This window comes from Arthrobacter sp. SLBN-83 (genome assembly GCF_006715285.1).
In the GTDB taxonomy this organism is placed as follows: Bacteria; Actinomycetota; Actinomycetes; order Actinomycetales; family Micrococcaceae; genus Arthrobacter.
Map to the genome: position 1 here is coordinate 459631 of NZ_VFMX01000001.1, position 18692 is coordinate 478322.

16 protein-coding genes are annotated in these 18692 nt (G+C 66.5%); 7 read left to right on the plus strand and 9 right to left on the minus strand.

The window, feature by feature from the left end:
- Nucleotides 1-147 precede the first annotated feature (147 nt).
- From FBY30_RS02040 to speB, 4 genes are all read right to left on the minus strand, one after another.
- Nucleotides 148-2364, minus strand: coding sequence for an MDR family MFS transporter (locus FBY30_RS02040; RefSeq protein ID WP_142130957.1), 2217 nt, complete (start codon nt 2362-2364; stop codon nt 148-150).
- Entirely contained in the window at nt 2357-2851 is a 495-nt protein-coding gene (locus FBY30_RS02045) for a MarR family winged helix-turn-helix transcriptional regulator (protein WP_142130959.1), read from the minus strand. Before FBY30_RS02045 ends, FBY30_RS02040 begins: the two co-directional genes overlap by 8 nt.
- 146 nt (nt 2852-2997) lie before the next feature.
- The gene (locus FBY30_RS02050; protein WP_142130961.1) at nt 2998-4686 is read right to left on the minus strand and encodes a thiamine pyrophosphate-binding protein; all 1689 of its coding nucleotides are present in this window, start codon (nt 4684-4686) and stop codon (nt 2998-3000) included.
- Between the two features lie 4 nt (nt 4687-4690).
- The gene (speB, locus tag FBY30_RS02055) at nt 4691-5755 is read right to left on the minus strand and encodes an agmatinase (RefSeq protein ID WP_142130962.1); all 1065 of its coding nucleotides are present in this window, start codon (nt 5753-5755) and stop codon (nt 4691-4693) included.
- Between the two features lie 700 nt (nt 5756-6455).
- Between speB and FBY30_RS20910 the strand changes: the two genes are divergently transcribed.
- Nucleotides 6456-6887: an endonuclease domain-containing protein gene (locus tag FBY30_RS20910; protein ID WP_235009305.1), complete on the plus strand. Its 432-nt coding sequence runs from the start codon at nt 6456-6458 to the stop codon at nt 6885-6887.
- Between the two features lie 126 nt (nt 6888-7013).
- On the opposite strand, the gene FBY30_RS02065 is transcribed toward FBY30_RS20910, so the two are convergent.
- Nucleotides 7014-7589: a helix-turn-helix domain-containing protein gene (locus FBY30_RS02065; protein ID WP_142130966.1), complete on the minus strand. Its 576-nt coding sequence runs from the start codon at nt 7587-7589 to the stop codon at nt 7014-7016.
- A 260-nt stretch (nt 7590-7849) separates the two neighbouring features.
- On the opposite strand from FBY30_RS02065, the gene FBY30_RS02070 reads away from it, so the two are divergent.
- Nucleotides 7850-9370: a sodium:solute symporter gene (locus FBY30_RS02070; RefSeq protein WP_142130967.1), complete on the plus strand. Its 1521-nt coding sequence runs from the start codon at nt 7850-7852 to the stop codon at nt 9368-9370.
- Nucleotides 9371-9468: 98 nt separating this feature from the next.
- Here the strand turns inward: FBY30_RS02070 and FBY30_RS02075 are convergent, their stop codons facing one another.
- Nucleotides 9469-9696 (minus strand): hypothetical protein, encoded by a 228-nt coding sequence (locus tag FBY30_RS02075; RefSeq protein WP_142130969.1) that lies wholly within the window; start codon nt 9694-9696, stop codon nt 9469-9471.
- A gap of 265 nt (nt 9697-9961) precedes the next feature.
- On the opposite strand from FBY30_RS02075, the gene FBY30_RS02080 reads away from it, so the two are divergent.
- Nucleotides 9962-11107 carry a VIT1/CCC1 transporter family protein gene (locus FBY30_RS02080; RefSeq protein WP_142130971.1) on the plus strand — a complete coding sequence of 382 codons (1146 nt, stop codon included), beginning with the start codon at nt 9962-9964 and terminating at the stop codon, nt 11105-11107.
- A 40-nt stretch (nt 11108-11147) separates the two neighbouring features.
- On the opposite strand, the gene FBY30_RS02085 is transcribed toward FBY30_RS02080, so the two are convergent.
- Both FBY30_RS02085 and FBY30_RS02090 read right to left on the minus strand, forming a co-directional pair.
- Nucleotides 11148-12284, minus strand: a complete 1137-nt coding sequence (locus FBY30_RS02085) for an LOG family protein (protein ID WP_142130973.1) — start codon at nt 12282-12284, stop codon at nt 11148-11150.
- A gap of 145 nt (nt 12285-12429) precedes the next feature.
- Nucleotides 12430-13839, minus strand: a complete 1410-nt coding sequence (locus FBY30_RS02090; protein WP_142130974.1) for a sugar porter family MFS transporter — start codon at nt 13837-13839, stop codon at nt 12430-12432.
- A gap of 293 nt (nt 13840-14132) precedes the next feature.
- Between FBY30_RS02090 and FBY30_RS02095 the strand changes: the two genes are divergently transcribed.
- Genes FBY30_RS02095 through FBY30_RS02105 form a run of 3 tightly spaced genes read left to right on the plus strand, consistent with a single transcriptional unit; the run spans nt 14133 to nt 16849 of the window.
- The gene (locus FBY30_RS02095) at nt 14133-14873 is read left to right on the plus strand and encodes a GntR family transcriptional regulator (protein WP_142130976.1); all 741 of its coding nucleotides are present in this window, start codon (nt 14133-14135) and stop codon (nt 14871-14873) included.
- A 17-nt stretch (nt 14874-14890) separates the two neighbouring features.
- Nucleotides 14891-15784, plus strand: a complete 894-nt coding sequence (iolB, locus tag FBY30_RS02100) for a 5-deoxy-glucuronate isomerase (RefSeq protein WP_142130977.1) — start codon at nt 14891-14893, stop codon at nt 15782-15784.
- Nucleotides 15785-15832: 48 nt separating this feature from the next.
- Nucleotides 15833-16849, plus strand: coding sequence for a LacI family DNA-binding transcriptional regulator (locus FBY30_RS02105; protein WP_142130979.1), 1017 nt, complete (start codon nt 15833-15835; stop codon nt 16847-16849).
- Here the strand turns inward: FBY30_RS02105 and FBY30_RS02110 are convergent.
- Nucleotides 16846-18057 carry an MFS transporter gene (locus FBY30_RS02110; RefSeq protein WP_142130981.1) on the minus strand — a complete coding sequence of 404 codons (1212 nt, stop codon included), beginning with the start codon at nt 18055-18057 and terminating at the stop codon, nt 16846-16848. The two genes, FBY30_RS02105 and FBY30_RS02110, sit on opposite strands and share 4 nt — an antisense overlap.
- A gap of 172 nt (nt 18058-18229) precedes the next feature.
- On the opposite strand from FBY30_RS02110, the gene FBY30_RS02115 reads away from it, so the two are divergent.
- On the plus strand, nt 18230-18679 hold the full coding sequence (locus FBY30_RS02115) for a MarR family winged helix-turn-helix transcriptional regulator (RefSeq protein ID WP_142130982.1): 450 nt from the start codon (nt 18230-18232) through the stop codon (nt 18677-18679).
- Nucleotides 18680-18692 lie beyond the last annotated feature (13 nt).

An 18692-nucleotide genomic window follows, 5' to 3' on the forward strand; every position in this document is an offset into this window, starting at 1 on the left:
CTGCTGAAAAGGGCGTAGAGCGGGGCAGCACGCAGGAAAGCCGCAGCCCGCTCCCGGAGGTCTTCCGGGTGCGGGCTGCGGCCTTGAAGTTGCCGTGGCTTTAGCCTCGGCGGGGAAGGGATGCCGTCCCCGCTGCTGTCCCTGGCCTTACTGTCCTTGGCCCGGTTCAGAACCGGCACCGGTGGACGGTGCGTCCAGCGGGGCGGCGGCGCTGTGCCTGCCGTGGCCGGCCAGGTAGAGTGCGGCTGCTGCCTGGATTTTGCGTTCCTTCAGGAACTTGCGCTGCAGCCTGCTGAGCTCTGCCGTGGTGGCGGCCTGCTTGGCTGCCAGCTCCTGCTGGGAACGGTGCTGTTCCTGGACGTCCAGCAGCATGTTGCCCAGTGCTGCCTGCTGGCGGGCCAGCAGGTGCTGGGTTTCCTGCAGCTTCTGCAGGGTGGCGGCGGCACTGGCGATGGCGTCGGCTACCTTCTCCGCCTTGTCTGCGGACGGCAGGTCAAGGCTCTCGGAGCTGAAGTTCCGGGCGAAGACTTCCTCGAAGTCCTCCGTGGCCACCCGGCCGGATGCTGCGGCGGCTGCGGCAGCACCGCCGTCGTACCTTTTGGCGGGGGCGGAGCCTGCCCGTGCTGCACTCCGCGTGGCGATGCCCGCCCCTCCGGGGATGTCCCGGTCCGGGGCCTCGGCGGAGACCACGGGAAGCTGCCCGGTCATGGTGGCGGTCATGCCCGCTTCACCGGCGGCGTTGGCCTCAAGTGCCTTCTCGGGGGCGATGTCCACGGTCTTGCGGAGCGGCACCTCCTTGATGAAGATGACGGCGATCAGCGCAACAACGGCCACCACGGCGGAGATCATGAAGATCGCGGCGGTGGCGTCACCGTAGGCGGCGCGCATGACGTCGGCGATCGGGGCGGGCAGGTCCTTGAGGTCCAGGCTGGCACCGCCGCCGTCGCCCGAAGTCTGGATGCCCAGCTTGGCAAGGCCCTCGGTAGCAAGGTCCTTGACGTGGTTGGACATGACGGCACCCAGGACGGACACGCCGATGGCACCGCCGAAGGAGCGGAAGAAGGCGACGGACGCACTGGCCGAACCGATGTCCGTGGCGCGGACGGTGTTCTGCACCGCAAGGACCAGGTTCTGCATGAGCATGCCCAGGCCGACGCCGAAGACTGCGGTGTAGATGCCGGCCTGCCAGAGTTCGGTGGTGTGGGTCAGGGTTCCGGCCATGGCCAGGCCGCCGATCAGCAGGATGCTGCCGCCAATCAGGAACCGCTTCCACTTGCCGTAGCGGCTGATGAGCTGGCCGGAGACCACCGAACCGACCAGGTTGCCGGCGATCATGGGCAGGGTGAGCAGGCCGGCCTCGGTGGGCGTGGCGCCACGGGCCACCTGGTAGTACTGGCCCAGGAAGGTGGAGGAACCGAACATTGCGATGCCGACAGCCACGGAAGCGACGATGGCCAGGGCGGTGGTGCGCTCGGAGATGATCTTGAGCGGGATGATCGGTGCGGAGACCTTGGACTCCACCAGCACCAGCAGTGCCAGCAGGAGGACGCCGCCGCCCACCATCACCAGGGTCTGCCAGGACCACCAGTCGTAGTAGTCGGGGTTGCCGGCGAAGGAAACCCAGATCAGGAGCAGGCTCACGCCGCTGGTCAGCAGGATGGCACCGAACCAGTCGATCTTGGCGGGGCGCTTGATGTGCGGGACCTTCAGCGTGATCTGGAGCAGGATCAGGGCGACGACGGCGAGCGGCACGCAGACGAAGAACGTCCAGCGCCAGCCAAGTGCGCTGTCCACGATGAAGCCGCCGAGCAGCGGGCCGCCGGCGGTGCCGACAGCCATCACGGCGCCCATGTAGCCGGAGTACTTGCCGCGTTCACGCGGCGGAATGATGGAGCCGATGATGGCTTGGGCCAGGGCGGTGAGGCCACCCATGGCGATGCCCTGGATCACGCGGGCGGTGAGCAGGAACGGGATGCTTTCGGAGAAACCTGCCATGACCGAGCCGGCAACGAAGATCACGATGCTCAGCTGGACCAGGATCTTCTTGTCGAAGAGGTCGGCGAGCTTGCCCCAGATGGGGGTGGTGGCTGCGTTGGCCAGCAGCGCCGCCGTGATGACCCATGCGAAGTCCGTCTGAGTGCCCTTGAGCTCGGACATGATGGTGGGCAGCGCGTTGGCCACGATGGTGCTGCTGAGGATCGCGGTGAAGAAGGCAGCGAGGAGGCCGGTCAGGGCCTCCATGATCTGCCGGTGGTTCATGGGCGCGCCCGGCTCGTGGCGTTTGGATTGCCGCGATTCCTGTTTAGCGGTGCGCTGGCGCTGGCGCTCCTGCTCCTGGTCCGCGGCGGCGGTGACGTTAGCCATTAATGGACTCCTGCGTTTTCTGTTCGTTGGTGGTTCCGGCCGCCCTTGCCCGGATGGAATTCTTCAGGGATGTGGTGAGCTTGTTCAGCATCGCGGCTGTTGCGGCTGCGTCATCCTCGTTCCAGTCGGAGAGGTAGGCCTGCAGGGTTTCCGCCCGGTGCCGCACCAGCTCTGCCAGCTTCTCCTTCCCGCGCGGGGAAAGCGCCAGCAGTTGGGCCCGGCCGTCGTCCGGGTCCTGGGTGCGCACCACCAGGCCCGCGTCCGCAAGCTCGGCCACGTGCCGGCTGAGCACCGGCGGACTGACCCCCAGGCGTTCAGCCAGGTGCGCGGCCCGGGTCTCCCCCTCGCCAATGAACTTGAGCACGCCCTGCAGGGCGATGCCGGTGTCCTGGCCTTTGACGTTAACCATGGTGACGCAGCGCAGCGCGCGCTGGAGGTCATAGATATGGCTGACGAGGTCGGCTGCAGTGGCCGGTGCGACAGACATGATCCTCCCTAAAAGAATTAGTTGCTGCAAGCAACTGTATCAGAAAAAGGTTGCTTAGGGAAACGAAGTTGTGCGCGAGGAAGGTTAAGCAGAAGCTCCCCCACTTCCAGCAGGAAGTGAGGGAGCTCCAGAACGAAAGGGTATGGTCAGTCGCCCAGGTGGGTGGGGCTGAACATCCTCAGGAGGGTTTCAACCACGACGACGTTGGGTCCATCCGCGGCGAATCCCGCCCTGAGCGCCTCCCCCACGTCCTCCGGGGCCACCCGGGTGGCGGGCACGCCGAAGGATTCCGCGAGCTTCACGAAGTCCGGCCGGGCAAGTTCGGTGGCCGTGGCTTTGCCGAACGCACCCACCATGTACTCGCGCAGGATGCCGTAGCCGCCGTCGTCCACGATCAGCCAGGTGACCGGCACGTTGTGCTGCTTAGCGGTGGCAAGCTCGGCGATGGAGTACATGGACGAGCCGTCGCCGGAGACTGCGAGCACCCGGGCAGGCTTGCCGAGCGTTTCCAGTCCAACGGCTGCGCCGATAGCTCCGGGAAAGGCATAGCCCAGGCCGCCGGCGCCCTGAGCAGAGTGGAACTGCCCCTGCCGGGCATCCCAGCAGGACCATCCCCAGTACGCGGCAATGGTCATGTCCCAGAAGGTCTGCATGTCCGCCGGCACGGCTTCGCGGATATCCGCCATGAACTTCAGTTCCTTGGTCAGGTCCTGTGATTCCAGCCGTGCCCGGACCTGGGCGAGTGACTTCGCGACCAGCTCTTCCGGAGTGCTCCCATGCCAGTCCGGCGTCCCGGTCCTGCCGGGGTCGAGCGCCTCATCAATGGCCGCGAGTGCCTGGCCGGCGTCGGCACGGATGCCCAAACCCGGCCGGTTAGACTCCAGCACGCGCGGCTCGGCGTCGATCTGGATGATCCTGCCCCGCGGCTCGAAGGTGAAATAGTTGGAGGTGACTTCGCCCAGGGAGGACCCGATCACCACCAGGACGTCCGCGTCCTCGAGGAGGTCGGTCATGTACCGGTCCTCGATCCAGGACTGCAGCGACAGCTCGTGGTTCCAGGGGAACGCGCCGTTGCCGCCGGGGGTGCAGATCACCGGCGCGCGCAGCTTCTCGGCGATCGAGAGCAGCGACTTCTCCGCTTTGCCGCGACGCGTCCCGCCGCCGGCAATGATGGCCGGGCGTTTTGCTGTTTCCAGCCACTTCACGGCCTCGCGCACCAGCTCAATGCGGGGCGGGTTGTCCGCCGCTTCGGCCAGGGCATCCTCCACCGGCGGGACCATGATCGGGTCCAGCAGCACGTTTTGCGGGATCTCCAGCCACACCGGCCCCTGCGGCGAGGAGATGGCCTCGGTCCAGGCGTCCTGGATGGCGGACGGAATGCCCGACGCATGCTGGATCAGCCGCTGGCTCTTGGTGACGTTGGCCGCGGATGCCTTCTGGTCATCGAGCTGGTGCAGCATGCCCTTGCGCCGCGCACCCAAGCCCTCCAGGGGAATCTGGCTGGCCACTACCACCATGGGCACCCCCGTAGCGTAGGCCTCCTGCAGGCCGGCCAGCGAGGTCAGCGCCCCCGGGCCGGTGGACAGGAACAGCACGCCCACTTCGCCGGTGGCGCGGGAGTATCCGTCCGCGGCAAAGGCACTGTTGTTCTCCACCCGGGAGGAGACAAAGTGCAGGTTGCCGCGGCCCATGGCGTCAAAGAGCCCCAGGGCATGCTGGCCCGGGATGCCGAAAACCGTCTTGGCGCCCAGCGCTTCAAGGGTCTCGACGACGAGGTCCCCGCCGTTGCGAACCCCGCTCCCCCGTGCGGGGACGGGGACGTCCTGTTCTGCCACGGCCCTACTCCTTGGCGGCGGCGGCGAAACCGGCGGGGCGGCGGGCTTCCTGGCCAAGAGCCTGGGCCGCGTATCCGGTGTCCGCACCGAAACGGTTTCCGGGTGCGGCATTGTCCGCCATGAGGGTCACCAGTTCATACGCCACATGACTGGCGGCAACGCCGGTGATCTCGGCGTGGTCGTACGCAGGAGAGACTTCGACGACGTCGGCGCCCACCAGGTTCATGCCGCGGAAGCCCCGGATGATCTCCAGGAGTTCCCGGCTGGTGATGCCGCCGGCCTCGGGGGTGCCGGTACCGGGCGCATGGGCCGGATCCAGGACGTCAATGTCCACCGAGATGTAGAGCGGGCGGCTGCCGATCCGGTCGCGGACCTTGGCCACCGTCTCCAGCACGCCCTGGTAGTAGACGTCCGCGGAGGTGACGATGCCGAACCCAAAGCGGTGGTCGTCGTCGAGATCCTTCTTGCCGTAGAGCGGACCCCGGGTGCCGATGTGGCTTATAGCCTCGGTGTCCAGGATGCCTTCCTCCACCGCACGGCGGAAGGGCGTCCCGTGGGTGTATTCGGCGCCGAAGTAGGTGTCCCAGGTGTCCAGGTGGGCGTCGAAGTGGAGCATGGCAACAGGTTCGCCGGCCCGCTCGGCGGCGGCACGCAGCAGCGGCAGGGCGATGGTGTGGTCCCCGCCCAGGGTCAGCAGCTTGCTGCCGGCCGCAGTCAGGTCCAGCGCGTTCTGCTGGATGGTCTCAATTGCCTCGTTGATGTTGAACGGATTGACGGCCATGTCCCCGGCGTCGGCCACCTGGATGTTCTCGAACGGGCTGACATCCCAGGCAGGGTTGTAGGGGCGCAGCAGACGGCTCGCTTCCCGGACGTGGTTTGCGCCAAAGCGCGCTCCCGGACGATAGGAAACACCCGAGTCGAAGGGGACGCCGACTACCGTGACGTCAGCCTTGTCCACCTGGTCCAGGCGCGGGAGGCGGGCATAAGTGGCAGCTCCGGCATAGCGGGGAATCCGGGATGAATCGATGGGGCCAAGGTTGCCGTTGGCTTCAATGCGCAGCTCTTCCAATGGAGGCCTCTCCTTCGAGGAGTTGAGGGACTTCTGTGACTGCCATCATACACGCTTGTTTTCCTTGGAGCACCAGTTGTTTACCTTCCGGGTAGCGGGGTGGAGCACTCCTGCCCAGCTACTCCCTGGTCGGGCCGACTCCGTTATTCGTTCTCTGCGCGAATCACCAGGTTTTGTGGCAAAGCAACCCGAGCCGCCGGGAAAGCAACTGGGCGGGAATGCAGACTGCGCCCCGCCGGGTTGTGCACATAGGGCCGGCGTCCGGTTCCAGGCCTTGCCTCACACGGTCTCAAATGATGCGGTGGACATCCTCGAATACCTGAAGCAATCCGGCGGCGTTGCCCGTTCCGGCCAACTCCTGGACGCAGGGTTCCCGCGCCGGGAACTCTTACGGCTCACAGGGCTCGGTGCCACCCAGCCCAGGCGCGGCGTCTTCGTTCTGCCCGGCTGCGACGAAGGCCTCCTCGCAGCAGTCTTGAACAACGGGAGGCTGAGCTGTGCCAGCGCTGCCGCCCACTACGGACTCTGGCTGCGCAGACCTCCCGACCGACTTCACCTCGCCTGTAACCATGGCCACGGCGGTGGCTTCGTCCGGCATCGCACCGTTCGATTCCAGGGTCATCCATTCCAACCGCTGGCCGCAGTCGAAGACGTGGCGCTTCATGCATTGGGCTGCCTGCCGGCTCCAGCCTCCACCGCGATGGCCACTTCAGCTATCAGATTGCACGGCGTACCGCGCGAACTGCTCGCGTCCCAGCTCCTGGCCGACCGGTCCGGACCCGCGCTCCGCCTCCTGCGGGAACTCGACGTGCGTGCGGAATCGATCGTGGAAGTGGATGCACAGCACCTGTTCCGCGCCAACGGAATCGACTTCGAAACCCAAGTCTTCCTGCCCGGGATCGGGCGGGTGGACTTTCTACTGGACGGCTTCCTGATTGTGGAGATCGACGGCTTCGCGTTCCACTCGAAGCGGGGGGACATGCTCCGCGACCGGGAGCGAAATAACGCATCCGCCGTCAGCGGCTACACCGTCCTTCGCTACATGCCGGAGCATATCTGGTTCGATCCCAGCAGGGTGATATCGGAAATCAAGACAGTCCGGGCGGCAGGACCACGTAATCCGAACCGGTGACCGTGCAATGCTGCCCAGTTACTTCTATCCCCACAAACTGCGCCCGGCGGAATCCCGGGAATGGAGGCGCAGTCACATCCGGGCAACCAGAGGCAACCGGGCAGGAATGCACAGCCCAAGGAAGGGCTACCGGCTAGCCGCGGGGACCAGGACCCAGAGCACCTCGACCGGCTCGTCCGTGGGGTTGACCCAGGTGTGGGGCTCGCGGCCCGGGAAGGTGACGGTATCACCGGTGTTGAGGTCGTATTCCTCATTGGTCAGGATCAGCTTGATGGACCCCTTGACCACGTGCAGCACATCCACGTCGCAGTCCACGGCGTAGAGCTCGGACTCGCCGCGGCCATGGGGCTCGATGACCGCCTGGATGATCTGGACCCGGCGTTCCGAACGGGCGGTCAGGAGACGTTCCACGATGCCCTGGCCGCCCAGCGAGATCCGCGGGCCGTCGTTCCGCTTGGTCAGGTGGGTTTCCGGTGCAGCGAAAAGATCACCAATGGAGATGGACAGCACCTGGCACAGCGTCACCAGGGACGCGACAGAGGGAGAGGTCAGGTCCCGCTCCACCCGGCTCAGGAAACCCTTGGTGAGCCCGGTGGCGTCGGCTACCTGCTCGATGGTGAGCCGCTGGGACTGCCGGGCGGCCCGGATCCTGGAGCCGATGGCAACCGGGACGTTGCTGGGCTCAACTGGCAGTGCCTTCATCTACGAACCTTTCATGGCCGGCAGCCCGGCTCCGCTCTCGAGCCATACTAGTGGCCGCCGCTTTTGTGACGCACCGGCGCCACACGGGCGATCCGCAGTCACTCCCCTCCTTGACTGTTGCCGCCGTCACACTCTAGTCTGTGGAAACTCCTGTTGCCTATAGGGCAATATCAGGAGCCGTTTCCGTTCGTCCGCGGCGGTTCCGGGCGCCGTCGGCCCCGGTCCCACACCCGGCGCCCAACAGCTCCAAGGAGCCATCTATGGATGCAAGTGCCATCAACATCGCCATCGTGGTGGTGTATCTTCTCGCAATGCTGGCCTTCGGCTGGTGGGGTAAGTCCCGCACCAGGAACAACAGCGACTTCCTGGTCGCCGGCCGCCGCCTCGGGCCTTTCCTCTACACGGGAACCATGGCCGCCGTCGTCCTCGGCGGAGCCTCCACCGTTGGCGGCGTGGGACTTGGCTACAAGTTCGGCATCTCCGGCATGTGGCTGGTGGTGGCCATCGGCGCCGGCGTCCTCCTGCTGAGCCTGCTCTTCGCAGGAACCATCCAGAAGCTGAAGATCTACACGGTGTCCCAGATGCTCACCCTCCGCTACGGGAGCAGGGCAACGGAAGCCTCGGGCATCGTCATGCTCGCCTACACGCTGATGCTTTGCGCCACCTCCACCGGCGCCTACGCCACCATCTTCGTGGTGCTGTTCGGCCTGGACCGGGCGCTGGCCATTGCCATCGGCGGCGCCATCGTGCTGGTGTATTCCACCATCGGCGGCATGTGGTCCATCACCCTGGCGGACCAGGTGCAGTTCGTCATCAAGACCGTGGGCATCTTCTTCCTGATGCTCCCGTTCACCCTGAATGCCGCCGGCGGCCTGGACGGCATCCGCAGCCGCGTCGACGCCAGCTTCTTCCAGATTGATGGCATCGGCGTCCAGACGATCATCACCTACTTCGTCGTTTACACCCTGGGCCTCCTGATCGGCCAGGACATCTGGCAGCGCGTATTCACCGCCAAGACGCCCAAGGTGGCCCGGTGGGGCGGGGCCACGGCCGGCATCTACTGCATCCTCTACGGCGTGGCCGGTGCACTGATCGGCATGGCCGCCAACGTGGCCCTGTCCGGCGTGAAAATCGCTGCCAAGGACGATGTCTACGCGGAAGTTGCGCAAAACATCCTTCCCATCGGCATCGGCGGACTGGTACTGGCAGCCGCCGTCGCCGCCATGATGTCCACTGCGTCCGGCGCCCTTATCGCCGCCGCCACCGTTGCCCGCGCCGACGTCCTGCCTTTCGTGGCCGGGTGGTTCGGCAAGAAGGTCAACACCGGCGACACCGAGAACCCTGAGCACGACGTCAAGGCCAACCGCATGTGGGTCCTCGCCCTGGGGATCGTGGCCATCGTCATCGCCATCATCACCAAGGACGTGGTGGCGGCGCTGACCATCGCCTACGACATCCTGGTGGGCGGGCTCCTGGTTGCCATCCTGGGCGGCCTCGTGTGGAAGCGCGGCACTGGCCTGGCCGCCGCGGCATCCATGGCGGTCGGTTCCGTGGTGACTTTGGGAACCATGATCATCCTGGAAATCAACGCCAAGGCACCGCTTGACGGCGTCTATGCCAACGAGCCCATCTACTACGGCCTGATTGCTTCAGCCGTTGTCTACATCGCGGCATCACTGCTCACCCGGCCCACGGACCCCGCCGTCATGCAGGCCTGGCAGCGACGGGTCTCCGGGCAGGAACCCGAAGACGCCCCGGAGGAAGTCCTCGCCGGACGCTGACCCTCAAAGGCAAAAACGTATAACGCACGACGGCGGCACCTCCCTTCGCGGTAAAGCGAAGGGAGGTGCCGCCGTCGTAAGTCCTGCTCCCCTGTTTCCTAGCTCTCTGTGTCGCGGGGCTCGTCGTCATCCAGCGGGACCTCGCGGTCCTCTGCGTCGATGACCACCGGCGGCGGCTGGACCACCGGTTCTTCCTCATCAATCATCGCGTCCTCCGCGTCCCAGTCCGCATCGTCTACCGGTGCATCCTCGGCGTAATCGTAGGCGGGGTCCGCTTCCACGGCGTCCAGGTGCGGCATGTCCGGGTGCTGTCCGGTGGTGCTCATGATTCAACCTCCGTAGGTTCGCCTGACGTGCTCTTTCAGGAGGGCGCAGCCTGCGCCACACCTTCATCACAGCACCGGCCGGGCGGACAGGTCAATAGCGGCCTTGGCCCAGGGAAACGGCCCGGAAGACCGGCACCGGGGGCCTGGGTTTTAAGGCAAACCGAAACTTTCCAGCGAGGTTTGCCAGCCAAAAAACCGCGGAAATCCGCAGTAGGCTGGCAGGGCAAAGGCGCGACGACATGCCCTTTCCAGCCCAGGAGTACCAGTGCCGCAGCACGCCCAATCCAGTTCCCATGCCATGCCCCAGGAGGCCTCCACCACCGTGCAAGCCCAGCCCTCGCCGTCGAACATCAAGAGGTGGCGCCAGTACCTTGCCGACGAGCGCGCCGAAGCCGCCGTCTACCGTGACCTCGCCCAGAACCGTGAGGGGGAAGAGCGCGCCATCCTCCTGGCCCTGGCCGAGGCCGAAGGCCGGCACGAAGCACACTGGCTGGCCCTGCTCGGTGAGCACGCCGGCAAGCCCCGGCGGGCCTCGGCGCGAAGCCGGTTCCTGGGATTCCTGGCCAGGCACTTCGGCTCCGTGTTCGTGCTGGCCCTTGCCCAGCGCGCGGAGGGCCGCTCCCCTTACGCCAAGGACCCCAACGCCACGCCCGCCATGGCCGCCGATGAACAGATCCACGAGGAAGTGGTCCGTGGCCTGGCAACGCGCGGCCGCAACCGCCTGGCCGGCACGTTCCGGGCCGCGGTTTTCGGTGCGAACGACGGCCTGGTCAGCAACCTGTCCCTGGTGATGGGCATGGCCGCGTCCGGCGTTGCCAGCAGCGTGGTGCTGCTCAGCGGCATCGCCGGACTCCTGGCCGGCGCCATGTCCATGGGCGCAGGGGAATTCATCTCCGTCCGCTCCCAGCGCGAACTGCTGGCCGCCACCCGGCCAACGCAGATCACCCTGGCGGCGGCACCCAAGCTGGACCTTGAAAACAACGAACTCCTCCTGGTGTACCTGGCCCGCGGGATGTCGCGGGAAGCGGCGGAACACCGGGTTGCTGAGCGCACGGGCCAGCTGTCCTGCGACTGCGATCCCAGCCTGTCCCTGCAGCCGGAACTCGCGGAGGAAGAGGACCGGCACGAGGCAGTGGGCACTGCCTGGGGGGCCGCGTTGTCCAGTTTCTGCTTCTTCGCCTCCGGCGCCATCATCCCCATCCTGCCGTTCCTGTTCGGCATGACCGGCGTCGCGGCCCTCGTTGTCGCAGGTGCCCTGGTGGGCATTTCACTCCTGGCGACCGGTGCCGCCGTCGGCCTGCTGTCCGGCACGTCCCCACTGACCCGCGGCCTGCGCCAGCTGGCCATCGGCCTGGGCGCGGCTGCCATCACGTACCTGCTGGGCCTGCTGTTCGGCACCGCCGTGGGCTAGCAGCAGTCAGCGGCTTTTTGTGGAGGTCTTTCGGCAACGTTCAGCGTTCCCGGAGGACCTCCACTGCTTCGTCCACCGTGTCCACCAGGTGGATGTAGTCCGCCATGGCCCGGCCGGCCGCAAGGCTGCGCAACATGGGCCACGCCGGGTACTCCTGCTCCCAGTGCTGCCGCCCCACCAGGACCATCGGCGCCACCTTCTCGCGGGCTCCGTAGTAGTTTTCACAGGCGTCCTGGAAGATCTCCTGGACAGTGCCGGCTGCTCCCGGCAGGAAGACAATCCCGCCGTGGCACAGTTCCAGCAGGATGGCCTCGCGGATGGCGTTGGCAAAGTATTTGGCGATGTGCGTGGCAAAGTAGTTGGGCGGCTCGTGCCCGTAAAACCAGGTGGGGATGCCAAGTGACGGCGTCCCGCCCGGATGGCGTTCGACGACGGCCGCGGCCGCACGCGCCCACCCCGACACCGAGGGACGGAACCCGGGAACAGCGGCAAGCGTGGCCAGGGCCGCCTGCACGTCGCCGTCGGACGCCTGGCTCAGGTACGCCCCCATGTTGGCCGCCTCCATGGCACCCGGTCCGCCGCCGGTGGCCACAGAATGGCCTTCGAGGGCCAGCAGCCTCCCCAGCCGGGCAGCCTCGGCGAACTCCCGGCTGCCGCGCGGCGCTGCGTGGCCGCCCATGACGCCCACGATGGAGCGGCGGGTCCATGTCCCGGAGCGGGTCAGCTCATCCAGCGCGTCCCCGATGGCATGGTCGTGCAGGGCAGAGGCCAGGGTTGAGTCCACGCGGTGCCGCTGGCCGGGCTGGATGCTCCAGTGGTAGATGCGGGCGTCCGGAACATCTTCATAGGGGGACGTCGCCAGCCCGGCATACAGCTCAGCCGGGGAATACAGGGCGGCCCGGTAGGGATCGAACGGGACACCTTCCAGCCTGGGAAAAATCAAGGCCCCGCGGCTCCGGAGGTAGCCCTCCATGCCGTCGTCGAAGATGCAGCCCAGGAACATCGCACCCTCGACGCTCACGCTTTTCAGTGCGGCGGAGCGGCCCCGCAGGTCCAGCGACTGCGCATGCCAGCCGTGCAGGTTGACGGCGCCGCCGGCCACCAGGCGGTCGAAGCTGGCCAGGTCCTGGACCTCGAGGTTACGCGGGCGGGGACCAAGGCTTCCGGCGAAGTTCATGGCTGTTGCCCCGTGGTCCACGTCATGAAGCCAGCCTAGCCACCCAACGCAAACGCGGAGCCGGACCAGGCCTATCCGGTGTCTACCGGAAAGGCCTGGTCCGGCCCCGCGATGCTGTGGCGGGTGGCGCCGGGAAGGGGCGTGGTCAGGCGGTGACCTTTTCACCGTCGCGGAAGTGCGCTTCGAGGTCCTCGAGCGAATGGCCCTTGGTTTCCGGGACGAACTTGGCCACGAAGGCCAGGGACGCCAGGTTGACCAGGACGAACAGGCCGAAGGTGCCGGTGGAGCCCAGCGCGTTGACCACGATGGGGAACAGGAAGGAGATGGCGGCGTTGACTGTCCAGAGGGCGAAGACCGCGATGCCCATGGCGAAGCCGCGGATCGCCAGCGGGAACATCTCGGACAGCAGGAGCCAGACGCAGGTGCCGATGAAGCACTGGACGAAGGCCACGAACAGCATCATGGCTGCCAGGATGGTGTAGCTGGCCAGGTCCGACTGCGGCAGGAGGAAGACGATGGCCAGCAGCGCCTGCGAGCCCACTACACCGGAGAAGCCGATGATCAGCATCCTGCGGCGGCCCACGAAGCCAAGCAGCCAAATGCCCAGGATGGTCATCAGCACGGAGGTGACACCGACGCCGATGGTGGCCACGAGCGACGCGCTGACGCCAAGTCCGCTCTTTTCCAGGATGGTTGGGGCGTAGTAGTTGACGGTGTTGATGCCGGTGGCCTGCTGGACAACGGCCAGGCCGATGCCGATCCAGAGCAGGCGGCGCATCCAGGGGTTGTTCTTCAGGTCGCGGAGGGCGTGGCCGCGTTCCTCCTTGGCAGTGCGGGCAGCCAGTGCGATTTCCTCGAACTCGGCGGCTGCCTCCTGCGGGCTGCGGCTGAGGTTCAGGACGCGGCGGCTGTCCTCAAGCCGGCCACGGATGGCGTACCAGCGGGGTGACTCCGGAAGCATCAGCATGCCTGCCAGCAGCGCCAGGGCGGGAACGGAGGCGATGCCCAGCATGGAGCGCCAGACCTCGTTGTCGTGGATCAGGGCGTCCAGGAGGGCGTTGATGGCAAACGCGAGCATCTGGCCGGTGACGATCATGAGCTCGTTGATGGTCACCATGCGGCCACGAAGGTGGGCCGGCGCCATTTCCGCCAGGTACAGCGGGCAGGTCACGGCGGCAGCGCCCACGCCCAGGCCGAGCACAATGCGGGCGGCAATCATGAAGGTCACGTTCGGTGCGAGCGCGCAGCCCATGGCGCCGAGCAGGAACAGGAGGGCGCAAACAAGCAGGGAGCCGCGGCGGCCCAGCTTGTCTGCCATGCGGCCGCCGGTGAGGGCGCCGACGGCGGCACCGGGGAACAGCAGTGCGCTCACCACGGTTGCTTCCTCGACGGCGGTCATGTTGAGCGAGTCGTTCATGTACAGCAGGGCGCCGGAGATGACGCCGGTGTCGTACCCGAAGAGCAGGCCGCCCAGGGTGGAGATGACAGTGAGCCGGGCGAGGTAACCGCGACGCTGGGTGCCGGACGGGCTCTGGGTTTGTTTCTGCAACAGCATTGTTGCCTCTCAAATTCTCTCGGGGACCGGAGGACCGGTCAGGAATGTGATGCGTGCCACCGACTTTAGAGCGCTCTAATGCGCCGCGTCAATAGAAAGTCTTAATGTCAGCACAATAAAAATTGGCAGCGTGTTCCGGCGGCGCAGCACCTCCACCCTTGACCCTCCCTGCGCGCCTGCTACGATCAAGGAAGGAAGTATGTCCTATCAAGCGAACATATAGCGGCAAAGTGCCTGCAGGCGCCCTGTCCTGACCGGACGGCGCGCATCCACCGAAGACGAGGGAACGCACCGTGGCGAACAACCTGGGACTCAGCATCGACCGCTCCTCCCCCGTGCCCTTGTACCACCAGGTGGTCCAGGGCATCGAAGCGGCAATCTACAGTGGGGCGCTGGAGCCCGGCAGCCGCTTGGACAACGAGATCGACCTGGCAGCCCAGCTCAACCTGTCCCGGCCCACCATGCGCAAGGCCATGGACGAACTTGTCCGCTCCGGACTGCTGGTACGCAAGCGGGGTGTAGGCACTCAGGTGGTTTCCAGCCAGGTGCGCCGCCCGCTGGAGCTGTCCAGCCTCTATGACGACCTCACGAACAACGGGAAGAAGCCCACCACAGAGGTCCTGAGTTTCTCGCATGTGGAGGCCGATGACGCCACCATCGCCACCCTGCAGTTGCCCGCTGGCTCCAAGGTGTACCACTTCACCCGGCTCCGCAAGGTAGGCGGCAAGCCACTGGCCCTCATGGAGAACTGGGTGCGCGACGACATTGCCGACATGGATGAGGCCATGCTGCAGGCCGAAGGCCTCTACTCCATCCTTCGCCGTGGCGGCGTGAACTTCCGGCTGGCCAACCAGCGCATCGGTGCCAAGACCGCCGATGACTACCAGGCCTGCATGCTGGACACCGCGGCTGGATCTGCGCTGGTCACCATGGAACGCACCGCCGTCGACGATACCGGCCGCCGGGTTGAAACCGGCCACCACGTGTACCGCGCCGATTCCTACAGCTTTGAAATGACACTCGTACAGCGATAATCCAAGGAGCCAACTCCATGACCAACTGGGTCTACCCCCTGGGCACCGCAGCCGACGGCAAATGGGACATCTCGATCGGAACCTCCGATTCCTCCCTCAGCGTTGAAGGCTGGGCCCATACGGGACTGAAGGTGGCCACCCTGGCCGCGGGTGCCGCCGTCGAACTTCCCGCCGCGGACGAGGAACGCATTGTGGTTCCCCTCAACGGGTCGTTCACCGTGACCGTCGACGGAACGGACTACCCGCTGGAAGGCCGCGCCTCAGTATTCTCGGGCCCAAGTGACGTGCTGTACTCCGGCACCGGGCGCGCCGTGGGCATCAGTTCAGCGGACGGCGGACGCGTCGCCGTGGCCACCGCGCCGGCGAAAGCGTCCTACCCCACCCGTCTGGTGTCCGCCGCCGAAACCCCGGTGGAACTGCGCGGCGCGGGCAACTGCTCGCGCCAGGTCCACAACTTCGGCACTCCGGCCGCCCTGGAAGCCGACCGGTTCATCGTCTGCGAAGTCCTCACGCCTGCCGGGAACTGGTCCTCCTACCCTCCGCACAAGCATGATGAGGAGAAGGACGGCGAGACCTCCCTCGAGGAGATCTACTACTTCGAGACGCAGGTGGCTTCGGGCTCCGGCGCACCGGCCGACGCGGACGCCATGGGCTACCAGCGCGTCTACGCCTCGGACGAGCGCCCCATCGACGTCGCGGCCGAGGTGCGCACCGGTGACGTCGTCCTGGTCCCCTATGGCTGGCATGGCCCCGCGATGGCGGCACCGGGCTACGACATGTACTACTTGAACGTGATGGCAGGCCCCGGGCCCGTGCGCGAGTGGCTCATCAGCGACGACCCACACCACGGCTGGGTGCGGCAGACCTGGGAGAACCAGGACATCGATCCGCGGCTGCCGTTCGGCTCCTGACCGCGGGTTGCGCGGACAGCCCACGGCAGGCTGGCATAGTGGAGTCCTGTGAGACAGACTTCCCCTTCACCGCGATCGGTGACCATGGAGGACGTGGCACGCGAGGCCGGCGTGAGCCGCGCCTTAGTGTCCTTGGTGATGCGCGATTCCCCAAACGTTTCCCCTGCCAAACGGACGGCGGTGCTGGAAAGCGCCGCCGCCCTGGGCTACTCCCCCAACAGGCTCGCCAGCCGCCTGGCCAGCCACCGGACCAATACGCTGGGGGTCCTCTTCCTGGACCTGCACAACTCGGTCTTCGCTGACATCTACGACGGCCTGACCGAGGGCCTGGCCGGCAGCGGCAACCAGGTGATGGTCGCCGTCGGCTCCGCCGATCCCGGGACGGAACTCGAGGCCGTCCGCTCTTTCGTGGACCTGCGCGTGGACGGCGTGCTGCTGGCCGGCTACACCGGCACCTCGGCGGAACTGGCAGGGGCCCTGCGCGGTACGCCCGCCGTCGTCATCACCCGGGAGATGGAGGTCGACGGCGTTGATTCCGTTTTGACCGACGACTTCCGTTCCGGCGCACTCGCCGTGGAGCACCTGTACCAGCTGGGGCACCGGCGGATCGCGCACTTCGACATCTCCGACTGGCTCCCCTACACCGAACGCAGGGAGGGCTACCTCCACGCCATGCGCCAGTTCGCCTTGGAGCCGCAGCTGGTCCACAGCGACATGACCGAACGCGGCGGCCGGGCTGTGATGGAACAGTTCCTGGACTCCGGCGCCACCCTCCCCACGGCAGTCTTTGCGCACAACGACCTTACGGCCATCGGCATCATGGAGGCCTTGGCGTCCCGCGGCGTGTCCGTCCCGGGCGACATGGCGATCGTTGGCTGCGACAATATCGAGCTGGGAGCCTCGCCCCTGATTGGCCTGACGTCGATCGACCAGCACGCGCAGGAACTGGGGCGGCTCGCAGCCCAAACCATGCTGGACCGGATTGCCGGTGCCGCGGGGCCGGCCGTCACCCGGAAACTGGAGCCGGCCCTGATGGTGCGGCGGTCCTCCGACCCGGACGCCTAGCGGCTTACCAGCTCTTCTGCTGCCTGGACCTGCGCCCGTTCATGCCGCCCGCCCCGCTTGCTCCGTTTGGCGCCGGCGGCTGCGAACGTCATGACAGCCAGGCCCGCGAGGGTGATCGCCGCACCGGCCCAGATGGGCGAGGTGTAGCCGAATCCGGCGGTGATGGTGACGCCGCCCAGCCAGGCGCCCAGGGCGTTGCCCACGTTGAAGGCACCGATATTGGCGCCGGAGGCGAGGGTGGGAGCCCCTGCGGCGTACTTCATCACGCGCATCTGCAGGCCCGGAACGGTGGCAAAGCCAAAGCCCCCCATCAGTACCAAAGAGATGCCGGTCAGGACGGGATTGGCGGCCGTGAGGGCGAAGGACACCAGCACCACGGTCAGCGCGGCGAGCACCACCAGGAGCGTCCGGTCCACATTGCGGTCGGCGGCCTTACCGCCCAGGGTGTTGCCGGCAAAGAGGCCCACGCCGAAGAGAATGAGCAGCCACGGCACCGTGGAGGCATCGAAGCCCGACACCTCCGTCAGTGTGTAGGCGATGTAGGTGAACGCGCCGAACATCCCGCCGAAGCCCAGGATGGTAACGACGATGGACAGCCATACCTGCCCGGAGCGGAAGGCACGGAGTTCGGAGCGGAGGCTGCCTGCTTCTTCCGTTTCACCAGCGGACCTGGGGACAAGCGCCAGGATGCCGGCGAGCGCGGCCAGGCCAATGATGGTGATGGCCCAGAAGGTGGCACGCCACCCTGCGGCCTGGCCCAGCAGCGTGCCGAAGGGCACACCCAGAACGTTGGCCGCGGTCAAACCGGTGAACATCAGCGCGATGGCACCGGCCTTCTTGCTCGCCGGGACCATTCCCGCCGCCACCACGGCACCGATCCCGAAAAAGGCGCCATGTGAAAGGGCGGCGATGACGCGGCCCAGCATCATGGGCCAGTACCCGTCGGCCGTCGCGGAGAGCAGGTTTCCTGCGATGAACAGGACCAGCAGGGCAGCCAGCACGGGTTTGCGTGGGAACCGCGTCACGGCGGCGGTCAGCCCCAGCGCTCCCACGACGACAGAGAGCGCGTAGCCGGAGATGAACCAGCCGGCCGACGCCTCACTGACGCCGAAGTCGGCTGCCACCTGCGGAAGCAGGCCGGCGATGACGAATTCAGTAAGTCCTATGCCAAACCCGCCCAGGGCGAGTGCTATCAGGCCAACAGGCATGCGAATGCTCCTTTGAGCTGTAGGTGTGATTGTCCCCCAGATAGGAAGGCGCCTAAGATAGATAGTTGCAGGCGCGGTATTTATTGTTGCATATGCAAATATGCCGCGCAAGCAACTATATCGGTGCGCCGCAACGGTGGCGGCATCATCATCCATCCACGAAGGAGCAAGCATGGGCATCAAGGACGACGCCGTCGAGGTCCGCGCGCAGGGCTGGCGTACCCTGGCGGCCCTGCACGGGCTGATCGAAAACGAACTGGAACGCTCCCTCCAGGCAGAGTCAAAGCTCTCCGTGGTTGAGTACACGGTCCTTGACGCCCTCAGCCGGCAGGACGGATGGCACATGCGGATGCAGCAGTTGGCCCGCGCTACCGCGCTGAGCCCGAGCGCCACCACGCGCCTGGTAAACCGGCTGGAGGACCGGGGCCTGCTGACCAGGATCCTGTGCGACGACGACCGCCGCGGGATTTACACGGAGTTGACCTCCAGCGGGAGCAGTTTGCTGGCGGAAGCGCGGCCGGTCCACGACGCCACCTTGGAACGTGCCCTCAATGAGGCCACGGCCATCCCGGAGCTGGCGCCGCTGGTGGACGCGCTCCCCAAGCTGCATACAGCACCCTGACGGGAGCCACCAG